The sequence below is a fragment of the Actinosynnema sp. NPDC059335 genome (assembly GCF_042752395.1).
Taxonomy (GTDB): Bacteria; Actinomycetota; Actinomycetes; order Mycobacteriales; family Pseudonocardiaceae; genus Actinosynnema.
On sequence record NZ_JBHYXZ010000007.1, the window covers coordinates 45,423 to 71,068 of the forward strand.

General features: G+C 73.2%; 26 protein-coding genes and 1 tRNA gene. 11 read left to right on the plus strand and 16 right to left on the minus strand.

Annotated features, from left to right (window positions below; all coding sequences use genetic code 11):
• Positions 1 to 70: 70 nt before the first annotated feature.
• From ACFXGA_RS03750 to ACFXGA_RS03760, 3 genes are all read right to left on the minus strand, one after another.
• A tRNA-Ser gene (locus ACFXGA_RS03750) sits at positions 71 to 155 on the minus strand.
• An 83-nt stretch (positions 156 to 238) separates the two neighbouring features.
• Positions 239 to 673 (minus strand): nucleoside deaminase, encoded by a 435-nt coding sequence (locus ACFXGA_RS03755; RefSeq protein WP_378084178.1) that lies wholly within the window; start codon positions 671 to 673, stop codon positions 239 to 241.
• Between the two features lie 40 nt (positions 674 to 713).
• Positions 714 to 1,202, minus strand: a complete 489-nt coding sequence (locus ACFXGA_RS03760; RefSeq protein WP_378084086.1) for a tRNA adenosine deaminase-associated protein — start codon at positions 1,200 to 1,202, stop codon at positions 714 to 716.
• Positions 1,203 to 1,291: 89 nt separating this feature from the next.
• Between ACFXGA_RS03760 and ACFXGA_RS03765 the strand changes: the two genes are divergently transcribed.
• From ACFXGA_RS03765 to ACFXGA_RS03785, 5 genes are all read left to right on the plus strand, one after another.
• On the plus strand, positions 1,292 to 2,527 hold the full coding sequence (locus ACFXGA_RS03765) for a M20 family metallopeptidase (RefSeq protein ID WP_378084087.1): 1,236 nt from the start codon (positions 1,292 to 1,294) through the stop codon (positions 2,525 to 2,527).
• A gap of 163 nt (positions 2,528 to 2,690) precedes the next feature.
• Positions 2,691 to 3,641 carry a prephenate dehydrogenase gene (locus ACFXGA_RS03770; protein WP_378084089.1) on the plus strand — a complete coding sequence of 317 codons (951 nt, stop codon included), beginning with the start codon at positions 2,691 to 2,693 and terminating at the stop codon, positions 3,639 to 3,641.
• A gap of 9 nt (positions 3,642 to 3,650) precedes the next feature.
• The gene (locus ACFXGA_RS03775; RefSeq protein ID WP_378084090.1) at positions 3,651 to 5,414 is read left to right on the plus strand and encodes a fibronectin type III domain-containing protein; all 1,764 of its coding nucleotides are present in this window, start codon (positions 3,651 to 3,653) and stop codon (positions 5,412 to 5,414) included.
• Positions 5,415 to 5,491: 77 nt separating this feature from the next.
• The gene (locus ACFXGA_RS03780) at positions 5,492 to 7,282 is read left to right on the plus strand and encodes a hypothetical protein (RefSeq protein ID WP_378084092.1); all 1,791 of its coding nucleotides are present in this window, start codon (positions 5,492 to 5,494) and stop codon (positions 7,280 to 7,282) included.
• Positions 7,283 to 7,294: 12 nt separating this feature from the next.
• Positions 7,295 to 8,479 carry a thiolase family protein gene (locus ACFXGA_RS03785; protein WP_378084093.1) on the plus strand — a complete coding sequence of 395 codons (1,185 nt, stop codon included), beginning with the start codon at positions 7,295 to 7,297 and terminating at the stop codon, positions 8,477 to 8,479.
• Between the two features lie 30 nt (positions 8,480 to 8,509).
• Here the strand turns inward: ACFXGA_RS03785 and ACFXGA_RS03790 are convergent, their stop codons facing one another.
• The 4 genes from ACFXGA_RS03790 to ACFXGA_RS03805 form a co-directional block, all read right to left on the minus strand.
• The gene (locus ACFXGA_RS03790) at positions 8,510 to 9,133 is read right to left on the minus strand and encodes a putative glycolipid-binding domain-containing protein (RefSeq protein ID WP_378084095.1); all 624 of its coding nucleotides are present in this window, start codon (positions 9,131 to 9,133) and stop codon (positions 8,510 to 8,512) included.
• Positions 9,130 to 9,303, minus strand: a complete 174-nt coding sequence (locus ACFXGA_RS03795) for an antitoxin (RefSeq protein ID WP_378084097.1) — start codon at positions 9,301 to 9,303, stop codon at positions 9,130 to 9,132. The genes ACFXGA_RS03790 and ACFXGA_RS03795 overlap by 4 nt, the downstream gene beginning before the upstream one ends.
• 118 nt (positions 9,304 to 9,421) lie before the next feature.
• The gene (locus tag ACFXGA_RS03800) at positions 9,422 to 10,609 is read right to left on the minus strand and encodes a thioester domain-containing protein (RefSeq protein ID WP_378084099.1); all 1,188 of its coding nucleotides are present in this window, start codon (positions 10,607 to 10,609) and stop codon (positions 9,422 to 9,424) included.
• Positions 10,610 to 11,065: 456 nt separating this feature from the next.
• Positions 11,066 to 12,277 carry a DNA cytosine methyltransferase gene (locus ACFXGA_RS03805; RefSeq protein WP_378084101.1) on the minus strand — a complete coding sequence of 404 codons (1,212 nt, stop codon included), beginning with the start codon at positions 12,275 to 12,277 and terminating at the stop codon, positions 11,066 to 11,068.
• Positions 12,278 to 12,360: 83 nt separating this feature from the next.
• Between ACFXGA_RS03805 and ACFXGA_RS03810 the strand changes: the two genes are divergently transcribed.
• On the plus strand, positions 12,361 to 13,149 hold the full coding sequence (locus ACFXGA_RS03810) for a hypothetical protein (RefSeq protein ID WP_378084103.1): 789 nt from the start codon (positions 12,361 to 12,363) through the stop codon (positions 13,147 to 13,149).
• On the opposite strand, the gene ACFXGA_RS03815 is transcribed toward ACFXGA_RS03810, so the two are convergent.
• Positions 13,139 to 14,575, minus strand: coding sequence for a hypothetical protein (locus ACFXGA_RS03815; RefSeq protein ID WP_378084105.1), 1,437 nt, complete (start codon positions 14,573 to 14,575; stop codon positions 13,139 to 13,141). The two genes, ACFXGA_RS03810 and ACFXGA_RS03815, sit on opposite strands and share 11 nt — an antisense overlap.
• 150 nt (positions 14,576 to 14,725) lie before the next feature.
• A complete protein-coding gene (locus tag ACFXGA_RS03820) occupies positions 14,726 to 14,938 on the minus strand; it encodes a hypothetical protein (RefSeq protein ID WP_378084106.1) in 213 nt (70 codons plus the stop codon).
• Positions 14,939 to 15,055: 117 nt separating this feature from the next.
• On the opposite strand from ACFXGA_RS03820, the gene ACFXGA_RS03825 reads away from it, so the two are divergent.
• Positions 15,056 to 15,904 carry an NAD-dependent epimerase/dehydratase family protein gene (locus tag ACFXGA_RS03825; RefSeq protein WP_378084107.1) on the plus strand — a complete coding sequence of 283 codons (849 nt, stop codon included), beginning with the start codon at positions 15,056 to 15,058 and terminating at the stop codon, positions 15,902 to 15,904.
• On the opposite strand, the gene ACFXGA_RS03830 is transcribed toward ACFXGA_RS03825, so the two are convergent.
• Positions 15,895 to 16,791, minus strand: coding sequence for a ribonuclease Z (locus ACFXGA_RS03830; RefSeq protein WP_378084109.1), 897 nt, complete (start codon positions 16,789 to 16,791; stop codon positions 15,895 to 15,897). The two genes, ACFXGA_RS03825 and ACFXGA_RS03830, sit on opposite strands and share 10 nt — an antisense overlap.
• A 17-nt stretch (positions 16,792 to 16,808) precedes the next feature.
• Between ACFXGA_RS03830 and ACFXGA_RS03835 the strand changes: the two genes are divergently transcribed.
• Positions 16,809 to 17,630, plus strand: coding sequence for a serine hydrolase domain-containing protein (locus ACFXGA_RS03835; RefSeq protein ID WP_378084111.1), 822 nt, complete (start codon positions 16,809 to 16,811; stop codon positions 17,628 to 17,630).
• A 113-nt stretch (positions 17,631 to 17,743) separates the two neighbouring features.
• Positions 17,744 to 19,747: a glycosyl hydrolase family 28-related protein gene (locus ACFXGA_RS03840; protein ID WP_378084112.1), complete on the plus strand. Its 2,004-nt coding sequence runs from the start codon at positions 17,744 to 17,746 to the stop codon at positions 19,745 to 19,747.
• Here ACFXGA_RS03840 and ACFXGA_RS03845 read toward each other — a convergent pair.
• The 3 genes from ACFXGA_RS03845 to ACFXGA_RS03855 all read right to left on the minus strand — a co-directional run bounded on the left by ACFXGA_RS03845 (position 19,692) and on the right by ACFXGA_RS03855 (position 20,731).
• On the minus strand, positions 19,692 to 19,934 hold the full coding sequence (locus ACFXGA_RS03845; RefSeq protein WP_378084114.1) for a hypothetical protein: 243 nt from the start codon (positions 19,932 to 19,934) through the stop codon (positions 19,692 to 19,694). The genes ACFXGA_RS03840 and ACFXGA_RS03845 overlap by 56 nt on opposite strands.
• 15 nt (positions 19,935 to 19,949) lie before the next feature.
• Positions 19,950 to 20,432 carry an RNA polymerase sigma factor gene (locus tag ACFXGA_RS03850; protein WP_378084116.1) on the minus strand — a complete coding sequence of 161 codons (483 nt, stop codon included), beginning with the start codon at positions 20,430 to 20,432 and terminating at the stop codon, positions 19,950 to 19,952.
• Between the two features lie 80 nt (positions 20,433 to 20,512).
• Positions 20,513 to 20,731, minus strand: coding sequence for a hypothetical protein (locus ACFXGA_RS03855; protein ID WP_378084117.1), 219 nt, complete (start codon positions 20,729 to 20,731; stop codon positions 20,513 to 20,515).
• A 148-nt stretch (positions 20,732 to 20,879) separates the two neighbouring features.
• Between ACFXGA_RS03855 and ACFXGA_RS03860 the strand changes: the two genes are divergently transcribed.
• A complete protein-coding gene (locus ACFXGA_RS03860) occupies positions 20,880 to 21,959 on the plus strand; it encodes an aldo/keto reductase (protein WP_378084118.1) in 1,080 nt (359 codons plus the stop codon).
• On the opposite strand, the gene ACFXGA_RS03865 is transcribed toward ACFXGA_RS03860, so the two are convergent.
• The 3 genes from ACFXGA_RS03865 to ACFXGA_RS03875 form a co-directional block, all read right to left on the minus strand.
• Positions 21,953 to 22,783, minus strand: a complete 831-nt coding sequence (locus ACFXGA_RS03865) for a GNAT family N-acetyltransferase (RefSeq protein WP_378084120.1) — start codon at positions 22,781 to 22,783, stop codon at positions 21,953 to 21,955. The two genes, ACFXGA_RS03860 and ACFXGA_RS03865, sit on opposite strands and share 7 nt — an antisense overlap.
• A gap of 117 nt (positions 22,784 to 22,900) precedes the next feature.
• On the minus strand, positions 22,901 to 24,184 hold the full coding sequence (locus tag ACFXGA_RS03870) for a hypothetical protein (protein ID WP_378084122.1): 1,284 nt from the start codon (positions 24,182 to 24,184) through the stop codon (positions 22,901 to 22,903).
• Between the two features lie 26 nt (positions 24,185 to 24,210).
• The gene (locus ACFXGA_RS03875; RefSeq protein WP_378084123.1) at positions 24,211 to 24,702 is read right to left on the minus strand and encodes a hypothetical protein; all 492 of its coding nucleotides are present in this window, start codon (positions 24,700 to 24,702) and stop codon (positions 24,211 to 24,213) included.
• A gap of 66 nt (positions 24,703 to 24,768) precedes the next feature.
• Here ACFXGA_RS03875 and ACFXGA_RS03880 point away from each other — a divergent pair, with 66 nt between their 5' ends.
• A complete protein-coding gene (locus ACFXGA_RS03880; protein ID WP_378084125.1) occupies positions 24,769 to 25,623 on the plus strand; it encodes a helix-turn-helix domain-containing protein in 855 nt (284 codons plus the stop codon).
• The last annotated feature ends 23 nt before the right edge of the window (positions 25,624 to 25,646 follow it).

Sequence of the window (25,646 nt, forward strand, 5' to 3'; positions counted from 1 at the left end):
TCCCCCCCCCAAACCCCCCCCCACCCCCCCCCCCGCGGTCCCCGTCACCGCCACCCGGGGCTCTGAGCAGCGGTGGCGGTGGGATTTGAACCCACGGAGGCTTGCACCTCACACGCTTTCGAGGCGTGCTCCTTCGGCCGCTCGGACACGCCACCGCCGAGAACAATACAAGACCGCCGACTGGTCACCCAACGGGGGGCCGCGAACTGCGTCGGTGCTGGTCAGGGGCGTGGGTGGGTCAGAGGTCGGCGAAGAAGGACTCCAGCAGGGCGGCGCAGCGGCGTTCGAGGACGCCGCCGACCACCTCGGGGCGGTGGTTGAGGCGGCGGTCGCGGACGACGTCCCACAGGGAGCCCACCGCGCCGGTGCGGGGTTCCCAGCAGCCGAAGACGACGCGGTCGACGCGCGCCAGGACCAGCGCGCCCGCGCACATCGTGCACGGCTCCACGGTCACGGCCAGGGTGCAGCCGGTCAGGCGCCAGCCGTCGCCGTGGGCGGCGGCGGCCGCGCGGAGGGCCAGCACCTCGGCGTGCGCGGTCGGGTCGCCGAGGGCTTCGCGGGCGTTGCAGGCCCTGGCCAGCTCGGCCCCGTCCGGGCCGTAGACGACCGCGCCGATCGGGATGTCCCCGGTCCGGGGCGCCTCGGCGGCGACCGCCAGCGCGGCCTCGACCATCGCCTCGTCGGACGCGTGGCTGATCACGCCGGCCCGCCCGTCACGCCTGGATGCTGTCCAGGAGCTTGGTGAACTCGTCGCCGAAGCCGCACCGCTGCGCGATCATCTGCAGCTGCTCGTCCGGGTACAGGTCCACCTCGTCCACGATCACCTGCATCTCGTGCTGCGGCATGCCGAGGTCGGCCAGCACGGCGAGGTCGCCCTCCGGCCACAGCTCCTCGTCCTCCTCGTCCGGCGGGTCGACCCGCAGCAGGTCGAGGACGTCGGCGGCGATGTCGTAGTCCAGCGCCGCCGCGGCGTCGGACAGCAGCAGGGACACCCCGCCGGGCACCGGGCGCAGGATGATGAAGAACTCGTCGTCCACCGCCAGCAACCCGAAGACGGCACCCGTCGAGCGCAGTTGGCGCAGCTCCGTGATCGCCGCGTCGAGCTCGGACAACGCCGAGCTGTCCATCTTGCTGCACCGCCACCGGCCGTCCTCACGAACCACCGCGACAGCGAAGCCGTTGACCGGCTCCTGGTGTGCCATGTGCACACCGTAGGGCCACACCGACGCACCCGGTAGCACGGGGGCCGCGGCCGCAGGCACGCGGGGCCGGGCGATGCCACTATCGAGGGATGAGCACAACTCTGCCGAACGCACAGACGACCGCCCCCGAGCCCCGGTTCACGGGCCTGGTGGAGGCCGCCCGAGCCCTCCAGCCCAGGACAGTGGCGTTGCGACGGCAGGTGCACCGGCACCCCGAGCAGGGCCTGGAGCTGCCCGCGACCCAGGCCGCGATCCGGCACGCGCTGTCCGGCCTGCCGGTCGAGGTGACCACCGGGACGTCCAGCAGCTCGGTCACCGCGGTGCTGCGCGGCGGCAAGCCGGGTCCGACGGTCCTGCTGCGCGGCGACATGGACGCGCTGCCGCTGCGGGAGGAGACCGGCCTCGCCTACGCCTCCGAGGTCGACGGCACCATGCACGCCTGCGGCCACGACACGCACGTCGCGATGCTCGCCTCCGCCGCGCGCCTGCTCTCGTCACGCCGCGAGGCGCTGGCCGGCCAGGTCGTGTTCATGTTCCAGCCCGGCGAGGAGGGCCTGCACGGGGCCAGGCACATGCTCGACGAGGGCGTCCTCGACGCGGCGGGCACGCCGGTGGAGAAGGCGTTCGCCCTGCACATCACCTCCACTCTCCAGTCGGGGGTCGTCGTCTCCCGGCCCGGCCCGACGATGGCCTCGGCCGACACCTTCCACATCACCGTCCGGGGCCGCGGCGGGCACGGCGGCATGCCGCACGACGCGATCGACCCGGTGCCGCCCGCCGCCGCGATGGTCGGCGCGCTGCAGACGATGGTCGCCCGGCGGGTCAGCGTGCACCACCCGGCCGTGGTCACCATCGGCCACATCACCGCGGGCACGACGACCAACATCATCCCGGAGACGGCGCTGGTCGAGGGCACCATCCGGACGCTCTCGGAGGACACCAGGGCCCTGGTGCACCGCGAACTCCGGCAGGTCGTCACCCACGTCGCCGCCGCCCACGGCTGCACGGCCGAGGTCGACGTCGTGCCGGGCTACCCCGTCACGGTGAACGACGAGGTGGTCGGCCCGCACGTGCTCGACATCGCCGCGGCGGCGCTCGGCCCGCGCTGGGCGTCGTACATGGAAGACCCGCTGATGGGCGCGGAGGACTTCTCCTACGTGCTGCAACGGGTGCCGGGCGCGATCTCCTTCCTGGGGGCCTGCCCGCGCGGGGTCGAGCTGGCCGAGGCGGAGCCGAACCACTCGAACCGGGTGCTGTTCGACGAGGCGGCCATGGAGCACGGGGTCGTCCTCTACGCCGCGTTCGCGTTGGACGCCCTGCGGTAGGCCGAAGCCGGGAACGGGACGGGGTCGGGGCCGTGGTGGTGTTCACGGCCTCGACTCTCCTCGCGGGGACGGGGTCGGGCGAGGGTCGTTCCGCGATCTGTGGACAACTCCCGGGCCTGTGGACAGGTAGGGGGTCGGGGCCCGCGCCGGCAGGATGAGCGCCGTGCGAAGCGTCTGCGTGGTCGGGCTCGGGTTGATCGGTGGTTCGGTGTTGCGCGCGGCGGCCGCCGCGGGCCGCGTGACCTGGGGCGCGACCGCTTCGCCGGCCGACGCCGAGGCCGCGCGCCAGGATGGCCACGACGTCGTCGACCTCCCCGGGGCGCTCGATCGCGCGCGTGAGCGGGACGCGCTCGTCGTGGTCGCCGTCCCGCTGCCGGCTGTGGAGGAAGTGCTGCGGGCGCTCCCCGACGGCGTCCGGCTCACCGACGTGGTGAGCGTGAAGGGCCCGGTCGCCGACCTGGTCCGCCGGGTCGCGCCGCACGCCCGGTACGTCGGCGGGCACCCCATGGCGGGCACGTCCGCCTCCGGCTGGGCCGCGGGCCGCGCCGACCTCTTCGCCGACGCCGCCTGGGTCGTCACCGCCGAGGACGACGCCGACCCCGACGTCCTCACCGACGTCATGGAGCTGGCCCTGGCCGCGAAAGCGCACGTCGTGCCCACGAGCGCGGCGGAGCACGACGCCGCGGTCGCCCGCATCTCCCACCTGCCGCACCTGCTGGCCGCCGTGCTGGCGAGCGTCGGCGCGGACGGCGGACCGCTGGCCCTCGCCCTGGCCGCGGGCTCGTTCGGCGACGGCACGCGCGTCGCGGGCAGCCGCCCCGAACTCGTCCGCGCGATGTGCGAGGGCAACCGCGGCGCGCTGCTGGACGCCGTGGACGACGCGCTGGGCCGGCTGGGCGCGGCCCGCGGTTCGCTCGCGTCGACCGGCGGCCTGGCCAAGACCATCGAAGCCGGTCACGCCGCGCGCCGGGCGCTGGTCGACCGGCCCACGCTCACCGACCTGACCATCGACCTCACCGCCCCCGACGCCCGGCGGTCCCTGCGCGAGCTGGGTGCGCGCGGAGGTCGGATCGTTGCGCTGAACGGCTCAACCGCGCTCGCACTCACCCCATAGGGTGCAGCGGTGGAGCGTCGCAGACTCATCGCCGTGATCGGGGGCCTCGCCCTCCTGGGCGGCGCGGTGGTGCTGCTGCGCAACGAGTCCGCTCCCCCGCTGCCGGAGACCTACGAGCGGTTCCTGGCCGAGGGCGTCGAGTACGTCCCCGACACCCAACGCGTGACCGCGCCCACCGACCTCCGGCTGACCGCGCTGGACCGCACGAGCCTGCGCGCGGGCTGGACGGCCGCGGACGGCCTCGGCCACGGCGGCTTCGAGGTGCGCTGGAACGGCCACAGCCGCCTGGTCCGCGGCACCGGGACCGAGCTGACCGACCTGGACGCGAACGCCGACGTGCGGGTCGAGGTGCGCGCCCTCGACGCGCTGGGCGGCCGGACCGGGCCCGCCACCGCCGAGGCCGTGCCGCGGCTGGCCTACGACGAGACCTGGATGGACGGCCTGGTGGTGCCGGTCGACGTGTTCGACGGGCCCGAGGCGCTCACCCCGCGCCGGTGGCGGGTCTTCGACGGCGGCGACCCCCGCTGCCTGGGTCTGCGCCCGTTCAACGGCCGGCGGGTGGAGGTCGGCTGCGACGCCGTGGACCTGCAGTCCAACGTGCCGCTGCGGTTGCGCCCGCCCGGACCGGACGGCGCGATCGGCCGGGTCCTGCTCACCACCGACGGCCCGATCGGGACGCGGTCGGAACAGGGCCAGGGCCAGGGCGAGATGCTGATCGCCCTGTTGCCCGAGCCCGCGCACGACCTCGGCCTGCTGGGCCGGTCGTTCCCGCCGGACGCCGTCGTCCTGCGGGTCACGCCGTTCGGCGCGCAGTTCGTCCGGGGTGACGACGAGAGCGTCGAGACGTTCGGCACCTACCCGCCGCCGACCCGGGGCGTCCGCCACCGCTGGGAGCTGCGCGTCATGCCCGACGCGGTCGTGGCGCTCCGCGACGGGATCGCGGTGGCGAAGGCGCCGGCGACGCTGCCCTGGCGTGCGGCCCGGGTGCGGCTGGCGTTCCGGCAGGCGTCCGGCACCCTGCTGGACTCGTTCGGCATCGGCGGCGCGGCCGGCCACCCCGAGCCGGGGTCCGTGGTCCCGCTCGGCCCCGGCACGGAGGAGGGCGGCGCGACCTCGCTGGGCAACGTGGCGGACTCCCGGCTCGCGGGCGCGACCTCGGTGCGCGTGGTCGCGTCCGTGGTCGCCGAACGCGCCGCGCCGATCACCGTCGAACTGGGCTCGCGGTCCGCGCCCGCGCTGCCCCTGCAACCCGACCGCGCGCTGGACCCGAACCGCCCGTCCGCCTTCTACGCCGACTTCCCGCTGCCCGCCCCGGAGCGCAACCCCGAGGTCAGGCTGCGCTCCGACGTCCGCGTCACCGCCTTCCAGGCGCACGCCGTGGTCGCCGACGGCCCGGACGCCCGCCCGCCCGTGCCCCGGCTCGCCGACCGCGCGTCGCCCGGTCCGGCCGTGCCGACGCCCGCGGTGTCCGTGGTGCACGAGACGTCCGAGGGCGCGGAGTTCCCGCGCGAGGGCAGGGTGCGGTTGACCGTGGAACTCGCCGACACCGACGCCGGCGAGGTCGCCGCCGTGCGGGGGGTCGAGGTGGACCTCGACGGCGAGCGGATCGCCACCCTGCCCACGAACGGCTCGGCGGGCGGCCGGCACGAGTTCCTGGTCGGCCTCGCCGACCTGTCGAGCGGGCGGCACGAGTTCGACGTGCGGGTGCGGCCGGTCGACGGAGGGCTCGGCGTGCGGTCGGCCCGGCAGGCGTTCCAGATCCGCCCGCTGTAGGGGCCGGCCGGCCGTTCTTGGTCTCGGCTCGGCAACGACGCGGTGATCCGCGTCACGACGACACCTAACTTGACCCCATGCGACGTCGTCGGATCGCCCTCATCGCCGCCGGGGTGGTGCTGTTCGCCGGGGTGATCGCCGCGCTGCGGTCCACCGGGATCGGCGAACCCGTCACCGCGACGAGCACGTCCGCGCCGCCCCCGACGTCGCTCGCCCCGTACGCGGCCGAGGGCGTGCTGGTCCCGACGGCGGGACCGCTGCCCGAGTCGCCGCGCGGGCTGACCGTGACGTCCGGGCCGCGCCGGCTGCAGCTGCGGTGGTCCGGCGACGCGCCGGGGTACGAGGTGCGCTGGGGCGACGGCCGCTCCCGCCTGATCACCGAGCCCGTCACCCAGATCGACGGGCTCGAGGACGAGCGGATGTACGAGGTCCAGGTGTCCGCGGTGGACGGGTTCGGGCAGCGTTCCGCGCCTGCGAAGGCCACCGGCACCCCGCACGCGTCGCCGGACCGCGACTACGCGCTGGAGGACCGGTTCGACCAGCCCGACGCGCCCGACCCGAGGCGGTGGCGGTTGGCGTCGCGGGGCAACTGCGCCCGCGCCACGCCCGGTCGGGACGACGACGGACGGCGCCTGGTGCTCGGCAACAACTGCGCGGCGGCCCCGGCGACGTTGCGGTCGCGCACGCCGTTCGTGCTGCGCGACGCCGACGAGCTGGGCCGGTTCGTGGTGGACACCGACGCGCCCGGCGGTGACGGCGAGCTGATGCTCGACCTCGTGCCGGGGCCGGTGTCGCTGGTCAGCGGCGACGCGCTGCCGCCGGACTCGGTGCGGCTGCGGGTGGCGACGGGCGCCGGGGCGACGTCCGTGCAGGTGGTCGTGCCCGCCGGGACGCCGACCTCGGTGGTGCGCCCGCTGCCCGCGTTGGAGACCGGGATCAGCCACCGGTGGGAGCTGGTGCTGCGGCGCGACGGGGTGCGGGTGCTGTTCGACGGCGACGTGGTGGCGACCAGCCCGGCGGTGCCGGCGTGGCGCGAGGCGACCGCGCTGGTGTCGGTCGCCGGGCCGACCGGGCAGCGCGCGGCGGTCGACCTGATCGCGTTCGACGCGGCGGCGGCGACCGCGCCCCCGTGGGTGCCGGGGCCGCAGGTCGAGGTGCTGGTGGCGGTCGAAGCGCCCGCGGCCGCGGCGTCGACCCCGTTGCCGGGCGTCACGGGCGGGCAGTTGCGGATGGCGCTGCTGCACACCGACGCGTCACCGGAGGCGCCGCGGTTCAGCGTGTCGGTGGCCGGGGTCGTGGTGCCGCTGCGGGCCGCGATGGACGGTGCGCCGTGGCGGGCCGGCGTGGCCTACCCGGTGGTGGCGGACCTGCCGGCGGAGGCGCTGCGGGTCGGGCCGTCGGGGAAGCTCGCGGTCACCCTGCTGACCGGGCTGCGGGTGCAGGCCACGCACGTGGACCTGGAGTTGAGCGGGTCGTCCACCGGCACGCCGGGCCCGGCCCCCGCGCCGCCGCACGCCGACGAGCCCGAACTGGCCCGGGTGAACGGCACGGTGCTCGACGCGAGCGGCCGGACCGTGCCCGAGGGCGCGGCGGTGCAGCGCGGGCGGATGGTGTTCGACCTGGCGCTGGAGGGCCGGCCCGGCGTGGCGTTGGCGGGGTTGGCCGGGTTCAGCGTGCGGGTGGACGACGACCGGGTGGCCGTGGTGCCGACCGCGGCGGGCGGGCCGGGGATCGCCGGGAAGTACCGGTTCGCGCTGAACACCGGCGGCCTGTCGCCCGGGCCGCACATGATCGAGGTGCGGCTGTTCGGCACGTCCGCCGAGACCCGCCCCACCTCGGCCTACATCCCGTTCTTCGTCGGCCGGTGAGAGGATGGGCGCATGTCGCGCCCCCTCCTCCTCGACGCCGCCCGCACCCCGTTCGGCCGCTACCGCGGCGGGTTGTCGGGCGTGCGGGTGGACGACCTCGCCGCGCTGCCGATCGTGGAGCTGCTGCGGCGGCACCCGTCGCTCGACCCGGCGTCGATCGACGACGTGCTGCTCGGCAACACCAACGGCGCGGGCGAGGAGAACCGGAACATCGGGCGGATGGCCGCGCTGCTGGCCGGGCTGCCGACGTCCGTGCCCGGCGTGGCGGTGAACCGGCTGTGCGCGTCCGGCGGCGAGGCGATCGTGCAGGCCGCGCGGGCGCTGGCGCTCGGCGACGCGTCGCTGGTGATCGCCGGTGGCGTGGAGGGCATGACGCGGGCACCGTTCGTCGTGCCGCGGCCGGACCGGCCGTTCGCCGACCGGTTGGAGCCGGTGTCGACGGCGCTCGGGTGGCGGCTGGTGAACCCGCGGATGAAGGCGGAGTGGACCGTGCCGCTGGGGCGTGCGGCGGAGGACGTCGCGGTGGCGCTGGGGATCACCCGCGAGCAGATGGACCAGTTCGCGCTGCGGTCGCACCGGCGGGCGTCGGCGGCGTGGGACGCGGGCGTGCACGACGGGTTCGCGTTCCCCGTGCAGCTGCCGGAGGGCGCGCCCGTGCGGCGGGACGAGTCGGTGCGGCCGGAGACGTCGGCGGACAAGCTGGCGAAGCTGAAGTCGGCGTTCTCGGAGGGCGGGCCGGTGACCGCGGGCAACTCGTCGCCGCTGAACGACGGCGCGGCGGCGGTGCTCATGGGGTCGGAGGAGGTCGCGGCGTCGCTGGGCATCACGCCGCTGGGCGAGTTCCTGGGGTCGGCCGTGACGGCGGAGGACCCGCAGCGGTTCACGCTGGCCCCGGTGTCGGCGATCCGGAAGCTGCTGGGGCGGTTGCGGATCGAGTCGGCCCAGGTGGACCTGTGGGAGATCAACGAGGCGTTCGCGGCGATGGCGCTGTCGGTGCTGCACCACCTGCCCGAGGTGGACCGGGAGAAGGTGAACGTGCACGGCGGGGCGATCGCGTACGGCCACCCGCTGGGCGCCTCCCTGCCGCGCGTGATCGTGGACCTGTGCCGGCACCTGCGGGCGCGGGGCGGTGGCCTGGGCGTGGCGGCGGCGTGCGTCGGCGTGGGTCAGGGCATGGCGGTCGCCGTCCGGGTGTGAGGTCCGCCCGACCGGCCGTCCCGCGGGGCCTCAGATCCGGTAGGCGATGCGGGGGTAGTCGATCACCAGGCCGGTCCGGTCCACGGTGATGTCCTGCTCGAACTCGCCGTGCGTGAACGAGACGACCGAGCGGTCCTCGCCGACCGACACCGTGCGGTAGCGCTGGCGGACCAGCTGGACCGACAGGTCCGGCAGGGTCACGTAGACGACCGGGATCTCGTGGTCGCCCTCCTCCAGCTGGAGGTTGAGCCGACGGATCGGGATGGCGTTGAACAGGACCGCGAACTGCACGTCCACGTCCACCGCGCCGTCGAAGTCGGCCCGCTCCGCGCCCTGGCCGTGGTCGACCAGCCAGATGCCCTCCGGCGACCGGCTGACCGAGATCTGCCGCTCCTCCGACACCGTGGCGGTCCGCAGCAGCAGCCGCTTCACCGCGCCGGTCTCGCCGACCGACACCTCGAACGACCCGCTGAACTGCTCGGCCGGACCGGCGGTCACCAGGCGGCCCGAGGCGCGCAGCTTGCGCTCCGACAGCAGGAAGCGCACCTGCTCCAGCCTGGGCACGTCGTAGCCCTGCCAGGTCACCATCTGCGCGGTGGCGGCACGCGTCTCACCGCTCGGGGTGACCCGCTCAGCCGTGTTGAACGAGTTCACTCTCCACCCGGAAGGATGTTCTTGGCCTGCTCGGCCACCGCCTGGACCTGCTCCTCGTGCCCGATCCTGCCCGCGACGAACCCGGCGGCCCGGTCGATGCCCGCATCGACCGCCTCGTGGTGCTGCTCCAGCAGCTCGGACGCCTTGTTCTTGATCTCGTCGAAGTTCATCGCGCTCCTCACACACGGTCCTGGGGCAGGCTACCCGAATCGATCCCCCGACCCCAGACCCCCGAACGCGGGAACGGCCCCCCGGGAGTTCCCGGGGGGCCGTTCCGGTCGTTCAGGCTCAGGCAGCGCGCTTGCGGCGCACGAACAGCAGCGCACCCGCGCCGGCGCCCAGCAGGCCGATGCCGATCAGCAGCGGCACGAAGATCGACGCACCGGTGTTGGCCAGGTCGTCGTCGTTGCCGCCACCGGACGCGACCGCGGTGGTGGTCGTCGTCGGGGCCGTGGTCGTGGTGGTCGGCGAGGTGGTGGTGGTCGCCTCGGTCGTGGTGGTCACGACGGTGCCCTGGACCCACTCGGCCTTGGCCGGGACCTCGACGTTCACCGGCTCGGAGGTCGCGATGACCAGCGACTGGGTCTCCTGCTTCGGGTTCTCGGAGACGAACAGGCGGCCGGAGCGCAGGCTCGCGCCCGCCTTGACGACCAGCTCCAGCTCACCGGGCTCCACGCCCTCGTCGACCTTGACCCAGACCTCGGCCGCCTTGACCGTGGCAGCGGCCGACATCTGGCCCGCCTTCACGGTCTGGAACGGGTTGCCGTCCTTGTCCACCAGCGTCACGCCCTCGGGCAGGGCGGTGACCAGCTGGACCTCCTCGGCCGTGGTCGTGATCTTGAACGGGCCGAACGTGCTGCCGATCTCGCCCTTGAGCAGGTTCGGCTCGATGGCGAGGTCCGGCTTGACGTCCTTGATGTCCTGGGCCTTGGTCGTCAGGTACTCGTAGACCTTGTAGACCAGCTCGTCGACCGTGCCGCCGTTGACGTCCTCGGTCTCGGCGGTGGAGTTCTCCTTGCGGAGGTCGACGCCGTCGCTGAAGTGCCACACGGCCGCCTGCGCGCCGGCGATGAGGATGCTCTTCTTGTTGTCCGGGTCCAGGCCGTACAGCTTGTACGCGTCGGCCGCGTCGAGCGCCGGGTAGCTGTTCTGCAGCACCCAGTTGACCTTGCCCGCGTTCTCCTTGAACTTGGTGTGCGGGTTCGGGTGCTGGTCCCACGGCACCTCTTCGAGCTTGCGGCCGTCGTAGAGCGGCGTGGGCAGCTCGACGCAGTAGGCGCGGGCGATCTGGCCCTCGCCGCCTTCCACGATCTTGAGGCCGATGAGTTCCGCGTTGACCGGCTCGCCGGTCTTGTGGTTCGGCAGCTCGACCGGCTTGCCGTCGCGCTCGAGGTAGATGCCCATGCCGCGCTCGTCGGCATCCTTGTGCGGCTCCACCTTCACGTCGCCCGCGGCGGCCGCGGGAAGCGCCGACATCAGAACGAGGCCGGCGCCGAGGATCACAGCGCCGAGGCGCTTCACAGTCGACCGGGATGCCATTTGTCTCCTTGAGGCTCGCGAGGGTAGCCCGTTGGTGTGGTTCAAGGCGGCGGTCCGTGTCGATCGGGGAGCTACTCGGCAGCAGTGCTCCGGCACCGAATCGACAGGAATCAGCCGAACACTAGCGGATCGACCCTCACCCGATCGAGAAAGGTGCCCACTGGCGCAGAACGAGGTCCGACGTGCGGAAACATCATCCCGCAATCCACTGTGGATGATCGAAGGCCCTCGACGCGGCGTCGGGAACGCGGTGCGCGCGCCCGGTTCGACGGGGGTCGAACCGGGCGCGGATCGCCTTCACGTCGGCGTTTCCGCAGCTCACTTCCTCCACTGTGGAATGCACGTAATAGCCGGCGACCCGGTTTCGAGGCCACACCGTTGCCAAACGGTGATCTAGGCGACCAAAGCGGACGGTGTGACCGGGCGGATGTCCCCGACCCGCAACGACGTGCCGGGCAGGCACAGGTCGCGCGCCGTCGGCGGTTGGCCGGTCAACATCCACTTCACCAGGGCCGCGAGCTGGAACGAGATCAGCGGCGGCACGGCGTCGCCCAGGTGCCGGTAGGCGTTGCCGATCACCGACACGTCGAAGCGGAACCGGCGCGGGAAGCCCTGCAGCAGCGCCATCTCCCGCACCGTGCACAGCCGGTGCTGCTCGGGGTGCGCGTAACGGCCGTTGCCGACGTGGCCGCACTCCCGCTTGATGGTGCGCGCCGGCTCGTCCCACCACATCCGGCCGTACACGTCCGGGTGCGAGCCCCACTTGCCCTCTTGGATGATCTTGCGCTGCGCCGGGTTGAGCAGCAGCTCGGCCGGCGAGCCGACCAGGTCGCCCCACGACCCGCCGTCCGCCGGGATGGCGCGCATCCGGTCCAGCGACCGGTCCCGCCGGAACGACGGCGACACGTGCATCGCGTCCTCGGGGTGCGCCTCGCCCGCCTCCACCGGCGGCAGCTTGCCGATCGCCCGCCGCACGGTCACCGCGCCCGGCCGGACCTCCCAGCCGTGCCACAGGTCCTCCAGCGTCCGCAGCGGCACGCCCGCGTCCACCGCGACGACCATCGCCCGCTCCCGCAGCTGCGGCAAGCCGAAGCGGGACAGCATGTGCGTGCTCGCGTCCACTTCGTACCCCAGCTCGAGCAGCTGCTCGGCCAGGCCGTCCAGGTGGTGCCGCTGCTTGCCCTTGACCAGCTCGCGCGCGTTCTCCAGCAGCAGCACCCGCGGCCGGAACTCGGCCACGTACGCGGCGACGCGGCCCACCAGCGAGTTGCGCGGGTCGTCGCGCAGGTGGTTGGCGGGCGCGATCCGGGTGAAGCCCGAGCACGGCGGGCACGCCACCAGCACGTCCAGCTCGCCGCGCCGCAGGTTCCACAGCTGCCGCAGCACGGCGGGGTCGAGCCGGCCCAGGTCCACCTGCAACGGGTCGACGCCGATGTTGTCCCGGTAGATCCCGTTGCAACGCAACGAACCCAGCCGCGACGACGGCTTGCCGATCTGCGCGTCGGCCGCGCCGACGATGGTGAAGTCGCGGTGCGCCTGGAAGCCGAGGCTCATGCCGCCGGCGCCGGAGAACAGGTCGACGACCTTGAAGGTGGGTCCGCGCACCGGGTGATCGTACGGTGGCCGCGCCACCCACAGGCGAGTGATCCCACCGGTACCGGTCCGGGAGATCGCGTACGTTGCGCGCCATGGAGCTCCCACCTGCGTGGCGACGGCCGGATCCGTTGCGTGGACTGGAGGACGCGCCCTGGTCGGTGCTCGCCCACGGGGCGGGCGTGGACGAGCTGATGCGCGGTGTCGTGCACGGTGACCGCACCGAGCGCGAGACCGCCTGCCGAGCTCTGGCCGACCGCCTGCTGGACGACGGCACGGTGTCCGAGGCGAGCGTGTGGGCGGTGCCCTTCCTGGTCGAGATGGGCGCGAGCTACCGGGTGCCCCCGGACACCCGCGATCGGGTGATCTTCCTGCTCGCCGGGATGGCGTTGGCCCAGGCGGGCTTCACCGACGACGGCAAGCGGACCCGCCGGCGGTGGAACGCGCTCGGGCGCGAGCTGCCCCGCCGCTCGCCGGACTGGATCACGCAGGCGCGCCACGAGGTGGCCAAGGGCGCGCCCAAGGTCTTCGACGCGCTCGGCGGCGCGGAGGTGGCGTGCTCCATGGCGCTGGCCATCGCGGTGCCCGAGGTGGCGCCGCGGCACGTGGTGCGGGTGGCGGAGGACCTCTCCACCGCGGACCGCGCGCCGCGGCTGCTCGCCCTGGCCGCCCGGGTGGCGCTGCACCTGGTCGGCGGCACGCCGGTCACCCCGGCGCTGCTGCGCGCCACCGCCCAGTGCCACCCGGAGCTGCTGCGCGCCTACCGGGGGCGGGCCTACCCGCCGAACCAGGCCCCGGACGTGACGCTGCAGCTCATGGGCTACCGCTACGCCCACCTCGCCGCCTACGGGGACGACCAGGCAGGCGTGACGATCACGCCGTGACGGCGGTCGGCTCCGCCACGACGACCGCGGCGGCGGCCTCGCCGTCGGCGACCGGCACGGCCGGCTCCAGCGGGCCCAGGGCGGTGCCCCACTCCTGGTCGGCCAGGGCGAACGCGGCCACGGTCAGCGCCACCACCGGGCGGCCGAGCGGCAGCTGGTCGGCGTAGAAGTCCAGCTCCAGCCGGGCGCCGAGCGGCGACGGGCGCAGCCGCAGCACGCCGTGCGGCGCCTCCTCCGGGTGGGCGAACCGGCACGACCACTCGGTGAACACGATCGGGCGTTCCACGACCTCGGTGGGGTGCACCGCGCGCACGTTCGCGCCGACCGAGCCGTGGCGGTAGTCGTCCGCGGCGGAGACCAGCAGCTCCTCGAACTCGATGGACGACACCCCGAGGTCGTGCCCGGCGACCAGCGCGACCTGCGCCAGTGCCAGCGGGAGCTGCGGCAGGGCGTCCTCGAAGCACACCATCGCGCCGCCGTAGCGGGTGTTGATCTCGGTGGGCAGGAAGCCGTCGGCGGTGGCGATGCCGTCGAGGGTGAACGTGCCGCGGTAGTCGACCGACTCGCGCAGCCGCTCGCCGACCCGGCGGGCCAGGTTGCGCATCTCCTCGCGGATCCAGGCGGGCGGGTCGTAGTACGACGCGCAGCCCGCGTAGAGGAACCGGGCCTGGCCCGCGCGGCGCGGCACGACCATCTCGATGGGCCGCAGCACGGCGGTGCCGTCCGGGAACACGATCCCGTGCACGCTCACCGGGATGCCCTCCAGGAACGGCATCACCCGGACGAAGTCGCACTTGGCCGCGAGCACGTCGAAGGCGTCCTGCGCCTCCTGCCGGTCGCGGACGCGGCGGACGAAGTTCGCGCCGCCGTTGATCGCCGGGCCGTCGCCGGACCAGACGACGCCCGCGCCGCGGTCGAGCCGCCGGGTGGCCGCCCACAGGCCCTCGAAGTCCAGGCCGAGCACGACGGCGGGGGCGCGGGGCGCGGACAGCTCGTCCCACAGGCCGTCGATCGTGGTCTTGTTCTCCAGCTCCACCCACTCCGGGCGGCGGGCGTTGAGCACCGGCCGGCCCGCGAACTCGGCGGTGTGCACGTACGGCGTGCTGATCACCAGGGCCTCGCCGCGCGGGTCGAACTCCTCCAGCACCTCGCGGACCTTGCGGCTGGGCGAGGTGAGCAGCTTGGTGAGCCGGTTCTGCTCGACCGCGACGAACCCGCCCGCGATGCCGAGCGGCACCCAGCGGGCGACTTCCGAGTCGTGCAGCGGCGCGTGGTCGTCCGTCGACAGCACGAGCGTATGGCGGGCGCCGAGCTGGTGCAGCTCGCCGGCGCGGCTACTCAGCCGGCTGCCGCCCGCGAGCACGACCAGCCGGTCGCCGAACAGGGTGCCGAGGCGCGCTTGGAGCGCGGAAAGGACGTGATCCATCGCCGAGAACTCGCTTTATGAGAAGCAGACGAGACAGCCGGCGAGCGCCGGGTGCCACGCACTGTAGAGGCAGGCGACGGGATCGGCCTAGCACGGTCCGGCAACGACCGCATGAAACTTGCCGATGGGCTCGGGGACGTCCCCGCGAGATCATCGAGCGGCGTCGCGAAGCACCTGGTCAACCCGGTTCAGGAAAGCACGCGGCCCGTGCGCCTTGGGGAACGGCAGCAGCAGGCCCAGCAGCGTCTCGTCCACCGATGGTGGGGCGGCGGCCACGATCGCCGCGGCGGTCTCCAGGAAGGTCTGCCGCTTGGCCTCGTGGGCGGCGTACTCGGCGAGCACGCCCTCGATGCTCGGGTGCATGGCTGGGTGGGGGTAACTCACTCGTGTTGTATCGGTCCCGCCGGTCCACACCTTTAGGGTGAATTTGCACCGAGTTCGAGAACGTGAACGACGCGGCGGACGTGCTGGGATGTCGGCATGCGGGTTCTGGTGACCGGATCAACCGGCTACGTCGGACGGGTGGTCTTGGCCGAGTTGGCCGCGGCGGGCCACACGCCCCTCCCCTTTTCGGGTGATGTCCGGTCGTCCGACGCGGTGGCGGGCCCCGGGGAGGCGGACGCGGTCGTGCACCTGGCGGGGCTCGCGCGCGTGCGCGACTCGTTCGACGACCCCGTGCGGTACTACGACGTGAACGTGGGCGGCACGGTCAACCTGCTCCGGTCGCCGCCGCGGCGGTTCGTGCTGGCGTCGACGGCGGGCGTGTACGGGGCGGCCGGGGTCGCGACGATCGCCGAGGACTGCCCGCGCGCGCCGGCCAACCCCTACGCGGCCTCCAAGGCCGCCGCCGAGGACGTGCTGGCGTGGGCGGCGGCGGCCGGGCGGGTGAGCGGGGTGGCGCTGCGGTTGTTCAACGTCGCCGGCGGCGGGGACGTGGACGACACGCGCGTAATCACGCGGGCGTGCGGTGCGGCGTCCGGGCGGCTGCCCGCGATGGACGTGTTCGGCGACGGGTCGGCGGTGCGGGACTTCGTGCACGTGCGGGACGTGGCGCGGGCGTTCGTGGCGGCGGTGGAGCGCGAGGAGGACGGGTACGCGGCGGTCAACGTGGGCGCGACACCCGCGAGCGTGGCCGACGTGCTGGGAGCGGTGGCGCGGGTGGCCGGTCGGGAGGCGCCGGTCGTGCGGCGGCCGGCGCACCCCGGCGAGGTGCGCGAGCTGCGCGCCGACACGGCCCGGCTGCGGGCGTGGGGCTGGCGGGCGACCGACTCGGACCTCGACGCGCTGGTGCGCGACCAGTGGGCGGCCGAGACCCGGCGTCACCCCTGAGCGGCACGCCGTTGGGGCAGGGGCACCCGGTCCAGGTCGGCGGCCACGACGATCTCGCCGGGGAACACCTCGGCGGCTTCGTCGTGGAACCGCCGCGGGTCGGGGTAGCGCTGCGAGAAGTGGGTCAGGACGAGCGTGCGGACGCCGCACTCGGCGGCGACTTGGGCCGCCTGGCGGGCCGTCAGGTGGCCGTGCTCGACCGCCAGCGCTTCGTCCTCGTGCAGGTAGGTCGACTCGATCACCAGCAGGTCCGCGCCGTCCGCCAGCTCGAACACCCCGTCGCACAGCCGCGTGTCCATGACGAAGGCGAACCGCTGCCCCCGCCGCGGCACGCTCACCTCGTCCAGCACGGGCGGTCGGAGTTCGCGGATCTCGCGGCCCCGGATGCCGCGCGCGGCCAGCCGCTCGGGGAGCATCGTGCGGCCGTCCGGCTCGACCAGGCGGTAGCCGAAGGCGGGCAGCGAGTGGTCGAGCCGGCGCGCCTCCACCCGGCCGAACGGGCCCTCCGCGATCACGCCCGGTCCGGTGACGGGGTGCGCGCGGACGTCCGCGACGTCGTGGAACGAGCTGGCGTGCCGCAGCCGCTCGAAGTGGTCCGCGCCCTCGGCCGGGAAGTGCGCGTGCACGGTGTGCGGCACGCGGTCCAGCGACAGGCGTTGCACGACCCCGGGCACGCCGAGGCAGTGGTCGCCGTGGAAGTGGGTGATGAACAGCCTGGTGACGTCGGTGGCCGCCACGCCCGCGCGGACCATCTGCCGCTGCGTGCCGTCGCCGGGGTCGAACAGGAAGCCCTCGGCGTCCCAGCGCAGCAGGTAGCCGTTGTGGTTGCGGGTGCGGGTGGGCACCTGGCTCGCGGTGCCGAGCACGACCAGCTCTCGTGGGGACACGTGGCAGAGTCTGCGGCATGGAGAGCTTGCAGGCGGTGTCGTCCTGGCCGGTCGGGACGGCGGCGGTGGCCGTGGTCGACGCGCGGGGCGAGGTGCTGGGCGCGCACGGACCGGTCGACCGGGTGTTCCCGCTCGCGTCGGTGACCAAGCTGCTGACGGCGTACGCGGTGCTGGTGGCGGTCGAGGAGGGCGCGGTCGAGTGGGACCAGCCGGCCGGGCCGGAGGGGTCCACGGTGCGGCACCTGATCGCGCACGCGTCGGGGCTGGCGTTCGACTCCGACGACGTCCAGGCCGCGCCGGGGACGAAGCGGATCTACTCCAACACCGGGTTCCAGGTCCTCGCGGACTTCGTGGCGGCGGCGACGGAGATCCCGTTCGCCCGGTACCTGGCGGAGGCGGTGTTCGAGCCGCTGGGCATGGCGTCGTCGGCGTTGGAGGGCTCGGCCGGGGCGGGCGGCGTCTCGACGGTGTCCGACCTGCTGCGGTTCGCGGCGGAGGTGCAGGCGCCGAAGCTGGTGTCCGCCGAGCTGGTGGCGGAGGCGACCGCGGTGGCGTTCCCGGGCCTGCGCGGCGTGCTGCCGGGTTACGGGCTGCAGAAGGAGAACGACTGGGGGCTCGGGTTCGAGCTGCGGGCGCGCAAGTCGCCGCACTGGACGGGCGACACCAGCTCGCCGCGGACGTTCGGGCACTTCGGGCAGAGCGGCACGTTCCTGTGGGTGGACCCGGACCTGGGCGCGGCGTGCGTGGCGCTGACGGACCGGAAGTTCGGCGAGTGGGCCGTGGCGGCGTGGCCGCCGTTCACCGACGGCGTGGTCGCCGAGGTGCGTCGCACGCGGTAAGCCACCGCAAGCCATCGACAGTTTCACGTAATTTCTCGACAAACCCTTGTGATGCGGCCCACACCGCGCCTAGGGTCACGTCGCCCTGCCGACGCGAGAGAAACGAGTGGCCGATGGTGCGCAGCGCAGCCGGAACCCGGCGGTGGTCGGTGGTCGTCGCGGTGGTGGCCGCGGGCCTGGGCGTCCCGGCCCCGGCCGACGCCGCGCCACCCGCGGCGCCCGCACCGGTCGTCACGCGGGCCGCGCTCGACCCGGCGCTCGTCGCGGGCCGGGGCGCGGACGTCGCGTTCGTCGAGCAGGAGGCGGAGAACGCCACCACCACGGGCACGGTCATCGGGCCGGACCGCACGGCCTACACGCTGCCGTCCGAGGCGTCCGGCCGCACGGCGGTCCGGCTCGCGCCCGGCCAGTACGTCGAGTTCACCCTGCCCAAGGCCGCGAACGCGATCACCGTCCGCTACAGCATCCCGGACGCGCCGACGGGCGGCGGCATCACCGCGCCGCTCGACGTGACGGTGAACGGCGGGCGCCGCACGACCATGACGCTCACCTCGCAGTACGCGTGGCTCTACAACCAGTACCCGTTCACCAACGACCCGAACGCCGACCTGCTGCACCCGGACTGGTGGATCACCGAGTGCGCGTGCGTGCCGTCGCAGACCACGCCCGCCCCGGTGATCGCGAAGCCGTTCCGCCCCAGCCACTTCTACGACGAGCAGCGCCTCAAGCTCGACCGGACGCACCGCGCCGGCGACCGCGTCCGCCTCACCGCGCCCGTCAACACGAACGCCGCGTGGACCGTGATCGACCTGATGGACTCGGAACTGGTCCCCCCGCCGCACGTCAACCCGTTCGCGGTCAACGTGCTGCTGTTCGGCGCGGACCCGACCGGCCGGCGGGACGCGGCCGACGCCTTCGACCGCGCCATCGCGTTCGCCCGCCGGCACCGGCTGCCGGTGTACGTGCCGCCGGGCACGTTCCAGGTCAACCGGCACATCGTCGTGGACGACGTCACCATCGAGGGCGCGGGCAACTGGCACACCAAAATCAAGGGCCGCGAGGTCGCGCTGCCCGCCCCCGCGCCGGACGGCTCCGTCCACACCGGCGTCGGGTTCTACGGCAGGCCGGCCGCCGAGGGCGGCAGCCGCAACGTCCACCTGCGCGGGTTCGCCATCGAGGGCGACGTGCGCGAGCGGGTCGACACCGACCAGGTCAACGGCATCGGCGGCGCGCTGAGCGACTCGTCCGTGCGCGGCCTGCACATCCGGCACACGAAGGTCGGGCTGTGGCTGGACGGTCCGATGTCGAACCTGTCCGTGACCGACAACATCGTGGTCGACCAGATCGCCGACGCGCTGAACTTCCACACCGGGGTCACGGACTCCGTGGTGCGCAACAACTTCGTCCGCAACACCGGTGACGACGGCCTGGCCCTGTGGTCGGAGCACCGGCAGAACGCGCGCAACCGGGTCGAGCGCAACACCGTGCAGTCGCCCGTGCTGGCCAACGGGATCGCGCTGTACGGCGGCACGGACAACGCCGTGGTGGGCAACCTGGTGGCGGACCCGGTGCGCGAGGGCAGCGGCATCCAGCTCGGGTCGCGGTTCGGCGCGCAGCCGTTCACCGGGCAGGCGCTGATCACCGACAACACCACCGCGCGGGCCGGGACGTACGAGCTGAACTGGAACATCGGGCTCGGCGCGATCTGGTTCTACGCGCTGGAGCGCGACATCGACGCCGACGTCCGGGTGGTGGGCAACCACTTCCTGGACAACACCTACAACGCGATCATGCTGGTCAGCGAGTGGTCCGTGAAGGACGTCCACTCGATCCGCAACGTGTCCTTCAAGGACGTCCGGGTGGACGGGACGGGCACGTCCGTGCTGAGCGCGCGGGCGGCGGGGTCGGCGACGTTCGAGAACGTGGACGCCCGCAACGTCGGCGCGGTGCCGGTGAACAACTGCGGCTCGTTCCACTTCCCGGCCACCGGCTCGGAGTTCTCGCTGACCGACCGCGGCGGCAACGACGGCTGGCTCGCGCCGTGGCTGCTGCCGAACACGATCACGTGCGACGACCGCCCGCCGGTGGTGCCGCCGCCCGCGCCGTCGCGCTGGTGACCGTCCCGCCGCCGGGGAACCCCAGCACCGTCGCCGTCCGTTCCCCCGGCGCCGGCCGGCGGATGCCGGCCCGCTTCACCTCGGCCAGCATCGCCTCGACGTCGAGGGCCCGGCCGGTCGACGCGGTCAGGCTCGCGCAGGCCGCGGCCAGCCGGTCCTCGAACCCGGCTTCGTTCCCGTCGTCCATCGCGGGGGTGTCCTCTCATCGCTTGTCGAACAGGGTCTTGAGCGCGGTGCGGGCGTGGCGCAGGTTGGAGCGCACCGTCGTGGGCGAGGCGTCCAGCTGGTCGGCGATCTCGGCCTGGTCGAAGCCGTCGAGGAACCAGGCCATGACCAGCCGTTGGCGCTCGGGCAGGGAGCCGAGCGCCCGCAGCAGCCACTCGTGCTCCTCGCCGAGTGCGGCGACGTCGGGGTCGTCGTGCGTGGACACCGTCCAGCCGCCGGAGACGGCGCGCAGCAGCCCGTCCCTGGTGCGCGCCGCCTCCACCACCGCCGTTCGGTAGGCCACCGTCCGGACCCACGCCCGGGGCCACCGCAGGCGGGACCACTCCTCGTAAGCCCTGGTCATCGCCTCCTGTGCCGCGTCCTTGGCCTGCTCCAGCCCGAAACCCGCGCGCCTCACGAACGCCACGAGCGGGGTCAGTTCCCGACGGAAGAACTCGTCGAAGCCTTCGCTGCTGACCACAACCCCTACCTCTCTCCCGACGGAGTGGAAGAGCAGCGAAGGCGTCCCGACGTGCAACGGCCACCCGATCGAGTGACCCGCTACGACTTCTTGCGCTCGGCGACCAGCACCGCGATCGCGAGCAGCGCGACCAGCGCCGCCCCGATCACGGTGACCGCGGTCGACCCGGTGCCGAGGTAGAGGCCGCCCACGCCGACGCTCACCACGTTCACCAGGACCGAGATCGACGCGGCGGCGCCGGACGGCCGCCCGACCGTCCGGTCACCGCCGAGGACCCGAGGTGGAACCCGTTCATCCATGACCCGTAGAGCGACGGGCCGCCGTCCGCGTGCAAACGCGCGGTCCGAGAGGATCGGGCAAGGGCGCGAGCGGATCGGTCTACCCCGGCGGGCGCCCCGCCGATGGGATGGGGGAAGTCCGATCCGACCTCATCGAGGAGCACCGAAGATGCCGCTCGACCACTACGTCACCCTCGGCCGCTCGGGTCTGCGGGTGAGCCCGTTCGCGCTCGGCGCGATGACCTTCGGCGACGACCCGGGAGCCGCCGGGACCGGTGTGGAGGAGTCCGAGCGGATCCTCGACGCCTACCTGGACCGGGGCGGCAACTTCGTCGACACGGCGAACTTCTACACCAACGGGCACTCGGAGAAGATCCTCGGCGACTGGTTCGCCGCCCGGCCCGGACGGCGCGACCGGGTGGTGCTGGCCTCGAAGTTCTTCGTCAACCTCTTCCCCGGCGACCCCAACGGCGGCGGCGCGGGCCGCGGCTCGGTCGTGCGCCAGCTGCACGACACCCTGCGCCGCCTGCGGACCGACCACGTGGACGTGTACTGGCTGCACAACTGGGACCGCAACACGCCGGTCGAGGAGACCATGCGCGTCCTGGACGACCTGGTGCGCGCCGGCAAGGTCCGGTACATCGGGTTCTCCAACACGCCCGCGTGGGTCACCGCCCAGGCCCACACGCTGGCTGTGCTGCGCGGCTGGACGCCGCTGATCGCCCTGCAGGTCGAGTACTCGCTGCTGGCCCGCGCGGTGGAGGCCGAACTGGCGCCGCTCGCGCTCGACCAGGGGCTCGCGCTCGTGCCGTGGAGCCCGCTGAAGAACGGCTTTCTGTCCGGCAAGTACCGGCGGGGCGAGGCGGTCGACTCCGCGCGGGCGGCGTTCGTCGGCGGCCCGACCGAGGAGCAGCACGCGGTCATCGACGTGGTGCGGGCCGTGGCGGAGGAGATCGGCGCCTCGCCCGCCGCGGTCGCGCTGGCGTGGCTGCGGACGCGGCCGGGCACCGTCGTGCCGATCATCGGGGCGCGGCGGCAGGCGCACCTGGAGGACAACCTCGCGGGCCTGGACATCGCGCTCGACGCGGAGCACGTGCGCGCGCTGGACGAGGTCTCCCGGCCCGAGCCGCCCTACCCGGCGTCGATGCACGGGGAGCTGCGCGCGATGCTCCAGTTCGCCGGCTCCACCGTGGACGGTGAGCCGTCCACCGTCTACCCGCCGCTGCTGCTGAGCGACGTCCGCTACTGAGCGAAGTCGTACCCGAGGAAGTCGGTCACCGGCACGTAGCCGAGCCGCTCGTAGAGGGCGGTGCTGGTGGGGTTGGCGGGGTCGGCGAACAGCACCACGTCCGTCGCGCCGCCGTCCAGCGCGGCCCGCGCCACCGCGGCCGTGACCGCACCGGCGTACCCGCGTCCGCGCAGGTGGGCCGGGGTGTAGACCGGGTCCACGCGGACCATGCCGGCGACCATCGACGTCCAGCCGGCCAGGGAGGCGGGCGTGCCGCCCGGCGTCTCCCAGAACGTGAAGTGCTTGTCGGCGAACCGCGAGGCGGCCCAGGACCCGGCGGGCGCCTCCCCCACCGCGGCCATGAACGCACCGCACCAGCGGACGACGTCCTCGTGGTCCCGCGCGGCCGGTCCGCCGGACGGCATCGGATCGGGCGGGGTGAGCGTCCCGAGCCGGTAGAGGCGGACCCTGACGCCGGGCGTGGCCGTGCCGCCGGTGCGTTCCCGCCACGCCTCGGCGAACGCAGCGGACGTCCCCTGGTCGGCCGTGACGCCGGCGATGTCCTCCCCGGCCAGCCGGGCGGCGAGCCCGTCGGCGTCCTCGGCGTCCTCGGCGTCGAGGAGGCTGAGGGTCAGGCGACGGTTCGACCGGGGATAGCAAAGCCCGCGCACCTCGTCGTCACGTTCGAGCCACCCGAAGACCGTGCCGTCCGTGCCCCGGTCGCGCAGCCTCCCGACCGTGGTCAACGGCATGGTGTGGAGGGCGGGGCGGGAGCGGAGGAAGTCCCCGGCGCGGGCGAGGAAGCCGTCGACGTCGTCGGTGAGGTGCCAATCGTTCGAACGCATGCTTCTCCGTGGACCGAGTCGGCAGAGGCCCTGAGGAACCTAGTCCACAGGCCCTCGCGTCCCCTGAGCAGTTCACGAGACAGCCGCGCGACGAGTGCAACCGTTGAGGGCGGGGCGTCATCGGCCGAGCAGCGTGTCGTGGATGTGGTCGTCCAGCTCGGCGACGAAGGACTCCGCGCGCCACGGGCCGAGGTGCCTACGTGCGCGGCCGATGCGTTGGGCCGGTACCCGGCCGCCTGTGTTGGCCGTGATGTCCACGGCTTCATGAAGGAGGGAGACGCACGCTTCGGCGTCGCCGAGGCCGAGGCGGGCTAGGGCAAGGTCTGTGGCACCGATGCCCCGCTGAACCGAGTCACGCGGACCGGTGAGGCTGGACAACGAGCGGGTGAGTAGGTCGTCGGCTCGGTGCGCTTGGCCGTCGTAAAGGGCGCACAGACCCTCGAAGCCGCTGACTCGGTCGGCGTTGAAGGCCGCGAAGGGGTCGCCTGCCGAGAGCTGCTCGACGGTCTTGCGGGCGCGGTCGAGGGCGGTGGCCGCGTCGGTGGAGTTGCCGGCGCGGGCCTGGACCTCGGCGTGGACAGCGTGGGCACGGGCGCGGATGGCGTGGCTGGAGCCGCGGTGGGCGTCGACGGTGGCCGCACGGGCGAGCTGGAGTGCGGTGTTCAGGTCGTCGGTGGCGTGCAAGGTCACCATCGTGTGGCTCGTGCGCACAGCCGCCAGGCGGCTGCGGTCGGGTAGGCGGGCTGCGGTGGCTTCGGCATCGCGGTAGAGCGCCATTGCGACGTCGTCGTCGCGGGTCTCGAAGGCCAGGCGGGCGGCCAGTGCGTAGGCGTCGGTGGCCATGACGAGCAGCTCGGTGGTGACCTGCGGCTCGATCAGCAGCTTGCGGCAGGTCTGCAGGACTGGGGCCAGGAGGAGTTGGAGCCGAACGAACGGGGTCGAGCCGACCTGCTCGTTGAGATCGGCGACGGTCATGGCCAAGTCGTCGACCAGGTCCTTGTTCGGTGGTGTCGGGACTGGTGAGTTGCTGGCCTGAGCGTGGGTGATGGAGTCGATGAGCCGGTCGATCCGCTGGGGTGACGTGCCGAAGTCGCGCAGGGCGTCCAGCAGCTTGGCGAAGTCGGAGCCGGGCCCGAGTGCCGATGTTCCGGTCGGATTCATCGAGTAGATCCGGGCGAGGAGGTACTGGTAGCGGTCGCCGGGCTTGGTGCGGTCTGTCGGGCTCTCCCAGCGGGCGACGGTGCGTTGGATGCTGGACACCGGGAGGGTGGCCGGTGACGCCATGCCGAGGTCGCGGGCGGTGTCGCGCAGGGCCCGGGCCAGGTCTGCCCAGGACCACCCGCGTGACTCGCGCAGCCTACGTAGGCCAGCGGCTCCGAGTTCACCTTCGACGGCGGTCATGGATGCATTAGAGCACCCATTCCATGTCAGACCGGTACCACCAACCGCGGCTTCCCCTGATTGGCTGCATAGTTCAGTGTGTACCAGGTACCAGAGGTTTGCTCCGTGCCAAGCGGAAAGCCGATGACGAACTCGCTGCGGTCGACCATGTACTCGTTGCGGGCGTGGTAGGCAGAGGTACCGAGGGCTGGCGCGGCCAGTTCGATGACCTCAGTCAGGCGGTTGTGCGCACGCCATCGTTCGATTGCCGAGGAGGCTGGTTGAGGCTGGTCAACGACCGTGCACGGAACGACCACGGTCAAGGGTGCAGAGGTGTGCTCGGCCAGCCAGTCCAGCGTGGCGGTGTCGATGCCGGCAGCACCTCCGATGTAGAAGTGCGCAGCGGCGAATGGCAACAGGTAGTCGCGGAAGAGGGCTTCGAGACGGTCGCTGTCTTCATCGGAGATCGAGCGCGTTCCGGTGACGGTGATGTTGCGAACCACGCCGTGCCGCCTTTCCGCAATGTCATCGAATGTCATCTGCCGCGTCCACGCACTCAAACGATCTCATGGCCGAGCAAGCCGTCCGCGTGACGAAGGGGTGCCATGGAGACCGCGACCGAGGAGAAGCAGGCCACTCGACTGAGCACGGCTCGCAGTCGGGAGTTGGGTGAAGAGCTGCGACGCGTCCGCCACCGCGCGCGGTTGTCGTCGTCGTTCGTCGCCGAGGCGCTGGGGTGGTCGCTGGGCAAGCTCAGCAAGCTGGAGACCGGCAGTCGGGGCACGAGTCCGTGGGAGATCGGCACGCTGCTGGGACGTTGCGGTGCCGACAAGCCGACGCGCGACCGCATCCTGGCCATCGCGAGCGAGGCGGACACCGGCAGCTTCCTGCGGTTGCACGGTGGTTCTCCCGATTCGCTGCTGGCGCTGACCCTGCACGAGCAGACTGCGCAAGCCGTGACGGCGTACGAGCCGTTGACGATTCCCAGCCTCGCCCAGACCGAGGACTACGCACGCGCGCTCGGCAGTGACGAGGCTGTGGTGGAGGCGCGCGTGTCGCGCCAAGAGGCGTTGCGTCGACCGGGCGGACCGCAGGTAGCGCTGTTCATCCACGAGGCGGCGATCCGGCTGGTTGTCGGTGACGACCAGGTGATGCGCGACCAGATGCTGCGGCTGACCTTGATGTGCGGCTGGGCGCGGATGACGCTTCGAGTCATTCCGATGGCGAGCCAGGCTCACAGGTGCCTGCGGCACCCAGCCGCCCTGATGACCTTCGCGGCGCCGATCAAACCGGTGGCCTACGCGGAGAGCGACACCGCGACCGCCTTCCACGAAAACACGGCTGCCGTCCTCGCGTACGAGGCCAAGATGCGGCAGTTGGAGCGTCTGGCGCTCGACACCGAACAGTCGCGCGCGATCTTTGGCCGGTGGGCTGATGCCTACGACCGGAAGAACCACTGACGCACCGATGTCGTACACGGTCA

Bases quoted from the DNA above. Each gene is read 5' to 3' on its own strand.
- ACFXGA_RS03755 (WP_378084178.1), bottom strand. From the start codon at position 673: ATGGTCGAGGCCGCGCTGGCGGTCGCCGCCGAGGCGCCCCGGACCGGG.
- ACFXGA_RS03760 (WP_378084086.1), bottom strand. From the start codon at position 1,202: ATGGCACACCAGGAGCCGGTCAACGGCTTCGCTGTCGCGGTGGTTCGT.
- ACFXGA_RS03765 (WP_378084087.1), top strand. From the start codon at position 1,292: ATGAGCACAACTCTGCCGAACGCACAGACGACCGCCCCCGAGCCCCGG.
- ACFXGA_RS03780 (WP_378084092.1), top strand. From the start codon at position 5,492: ATGCGACGTCGTCGGATCGCCCTCATCGCCGCCGGGGTGGTGCTGTTC.
- ACFXGA_RS03785 (WP_378084093.1), top strand. From the start codon at position 7,295: ATGTCGCGCCCCCTCCTCCTCGACGCCGCCCGCACCCCGTTCGGCCGC.
- ACFXGA_RS03795 (WP_378084097.1), bottom strand. From the start codon at position 9,303: ATGAACTTCGACGAGATCAAGAACAAGGCGTCCGAGCTGCTGGAGCAG.
- ACFXGA_RS03800 (WP_378084099.1), bottom strand. From the start codon at position 10,609: ATGTCGGCGCTTCCCGCGGCCGCCGCGGGCGACGTGAAGGTGGAGCCG.
- ACFXGA_RS03810 (WP_378084103.1), top strand. From the start codon at position 12,361: ATGGAGCTCCCACCTGCGTGGCGACGGCCGGATCCGTTGCGTGGACTG.
- ACFXGA_RS03815 (WP_378084105.1), bottom strand. From the start codon at position 14,575: ATGGATCACGTCCTTTCCGCGCTCCAAGCGCGCCTCGGCACCCTGTTC.
- ACFXGA_RS03820 (WP_378084106.1), bottom strand. From the start codon at position 14,938: ATGCACCCGAGCATCGAGGGCGTGCTCGCCGAGTACGCCGCCCACGAG.
- ACFXGA_RS03825 (WP_378084107.1), top strand. From the start codon at position 15,056: ATGCGGGTTCTGGTGACCGGATCAACCGGCTACGTCGGACGGGTGGTC.
- ACFXGA_RS03835 (WP_378084111.1), top strand. From the start codon at position 16,809: ATGGAGAGCTTGCAGGCGGTGTCGTCCTGGCCGGTCGGGACGGCGGCG.
- ACFXGA_RS03840 (WP_378084112.1), top strand. From the start codon at position 17,744: ATGGTGCGCAGCGCAGCCGGAACCCGGCGGTGGTCGGTGGTCGTCGCG.
- ACFXGA_RS03845 (WP_378084114.1), bottom strand. From the start codon at position 19,934: ATGGACGACGGGAACGAAGCCGGGTTCGAGGACCGGCTGGCCGCGGCC.
- ACFXGA_RS03855 (WP_378084117.1), bottom strand. From the start codon at position 20,731: ATGGATGAACGGGTTCCACCTCGGGTCCTCGGCGGTGACCGGACGGTC.
- ACFXGA_RS03860 (WP_378084118.1), top strand. From the start codon at position 20,880: ATGCCGCTCGACCACTACGTCACCCTCGGCCGCTCGGGTCTGCGGGTG.
- ACFXGA_RS03865 (WP_378084120.1), bottom strand. From the start codon at position 22,783: ATGCGTTCGAACGATTGGCACCTCACCGACGACGTCGACGGCTTCCTC.
- ACFXGA_RS03870 (WP_378084122.1), bottom strand. From the start codon at position 24,184: ATGACCGCCGTCGAAGGTGAACTCGGAGCCGCTGGCCTACGTAGGCTG.
- ACFXGA_RS03875 (WP_378084123.1), bottom strand. From the start codon at position 24,702: ATGACATTCGATGACATTGCGGAAAGGCGGCACGGCGTGGTTCGCAAC.
- ACFXGA_RS03880 (WP_378084125.1), top strand. From the start codon at position 24,769: ATGGAGACCGCGACCGAGGAGAAGCAGGCCACTCGACTGAGCACGGCT.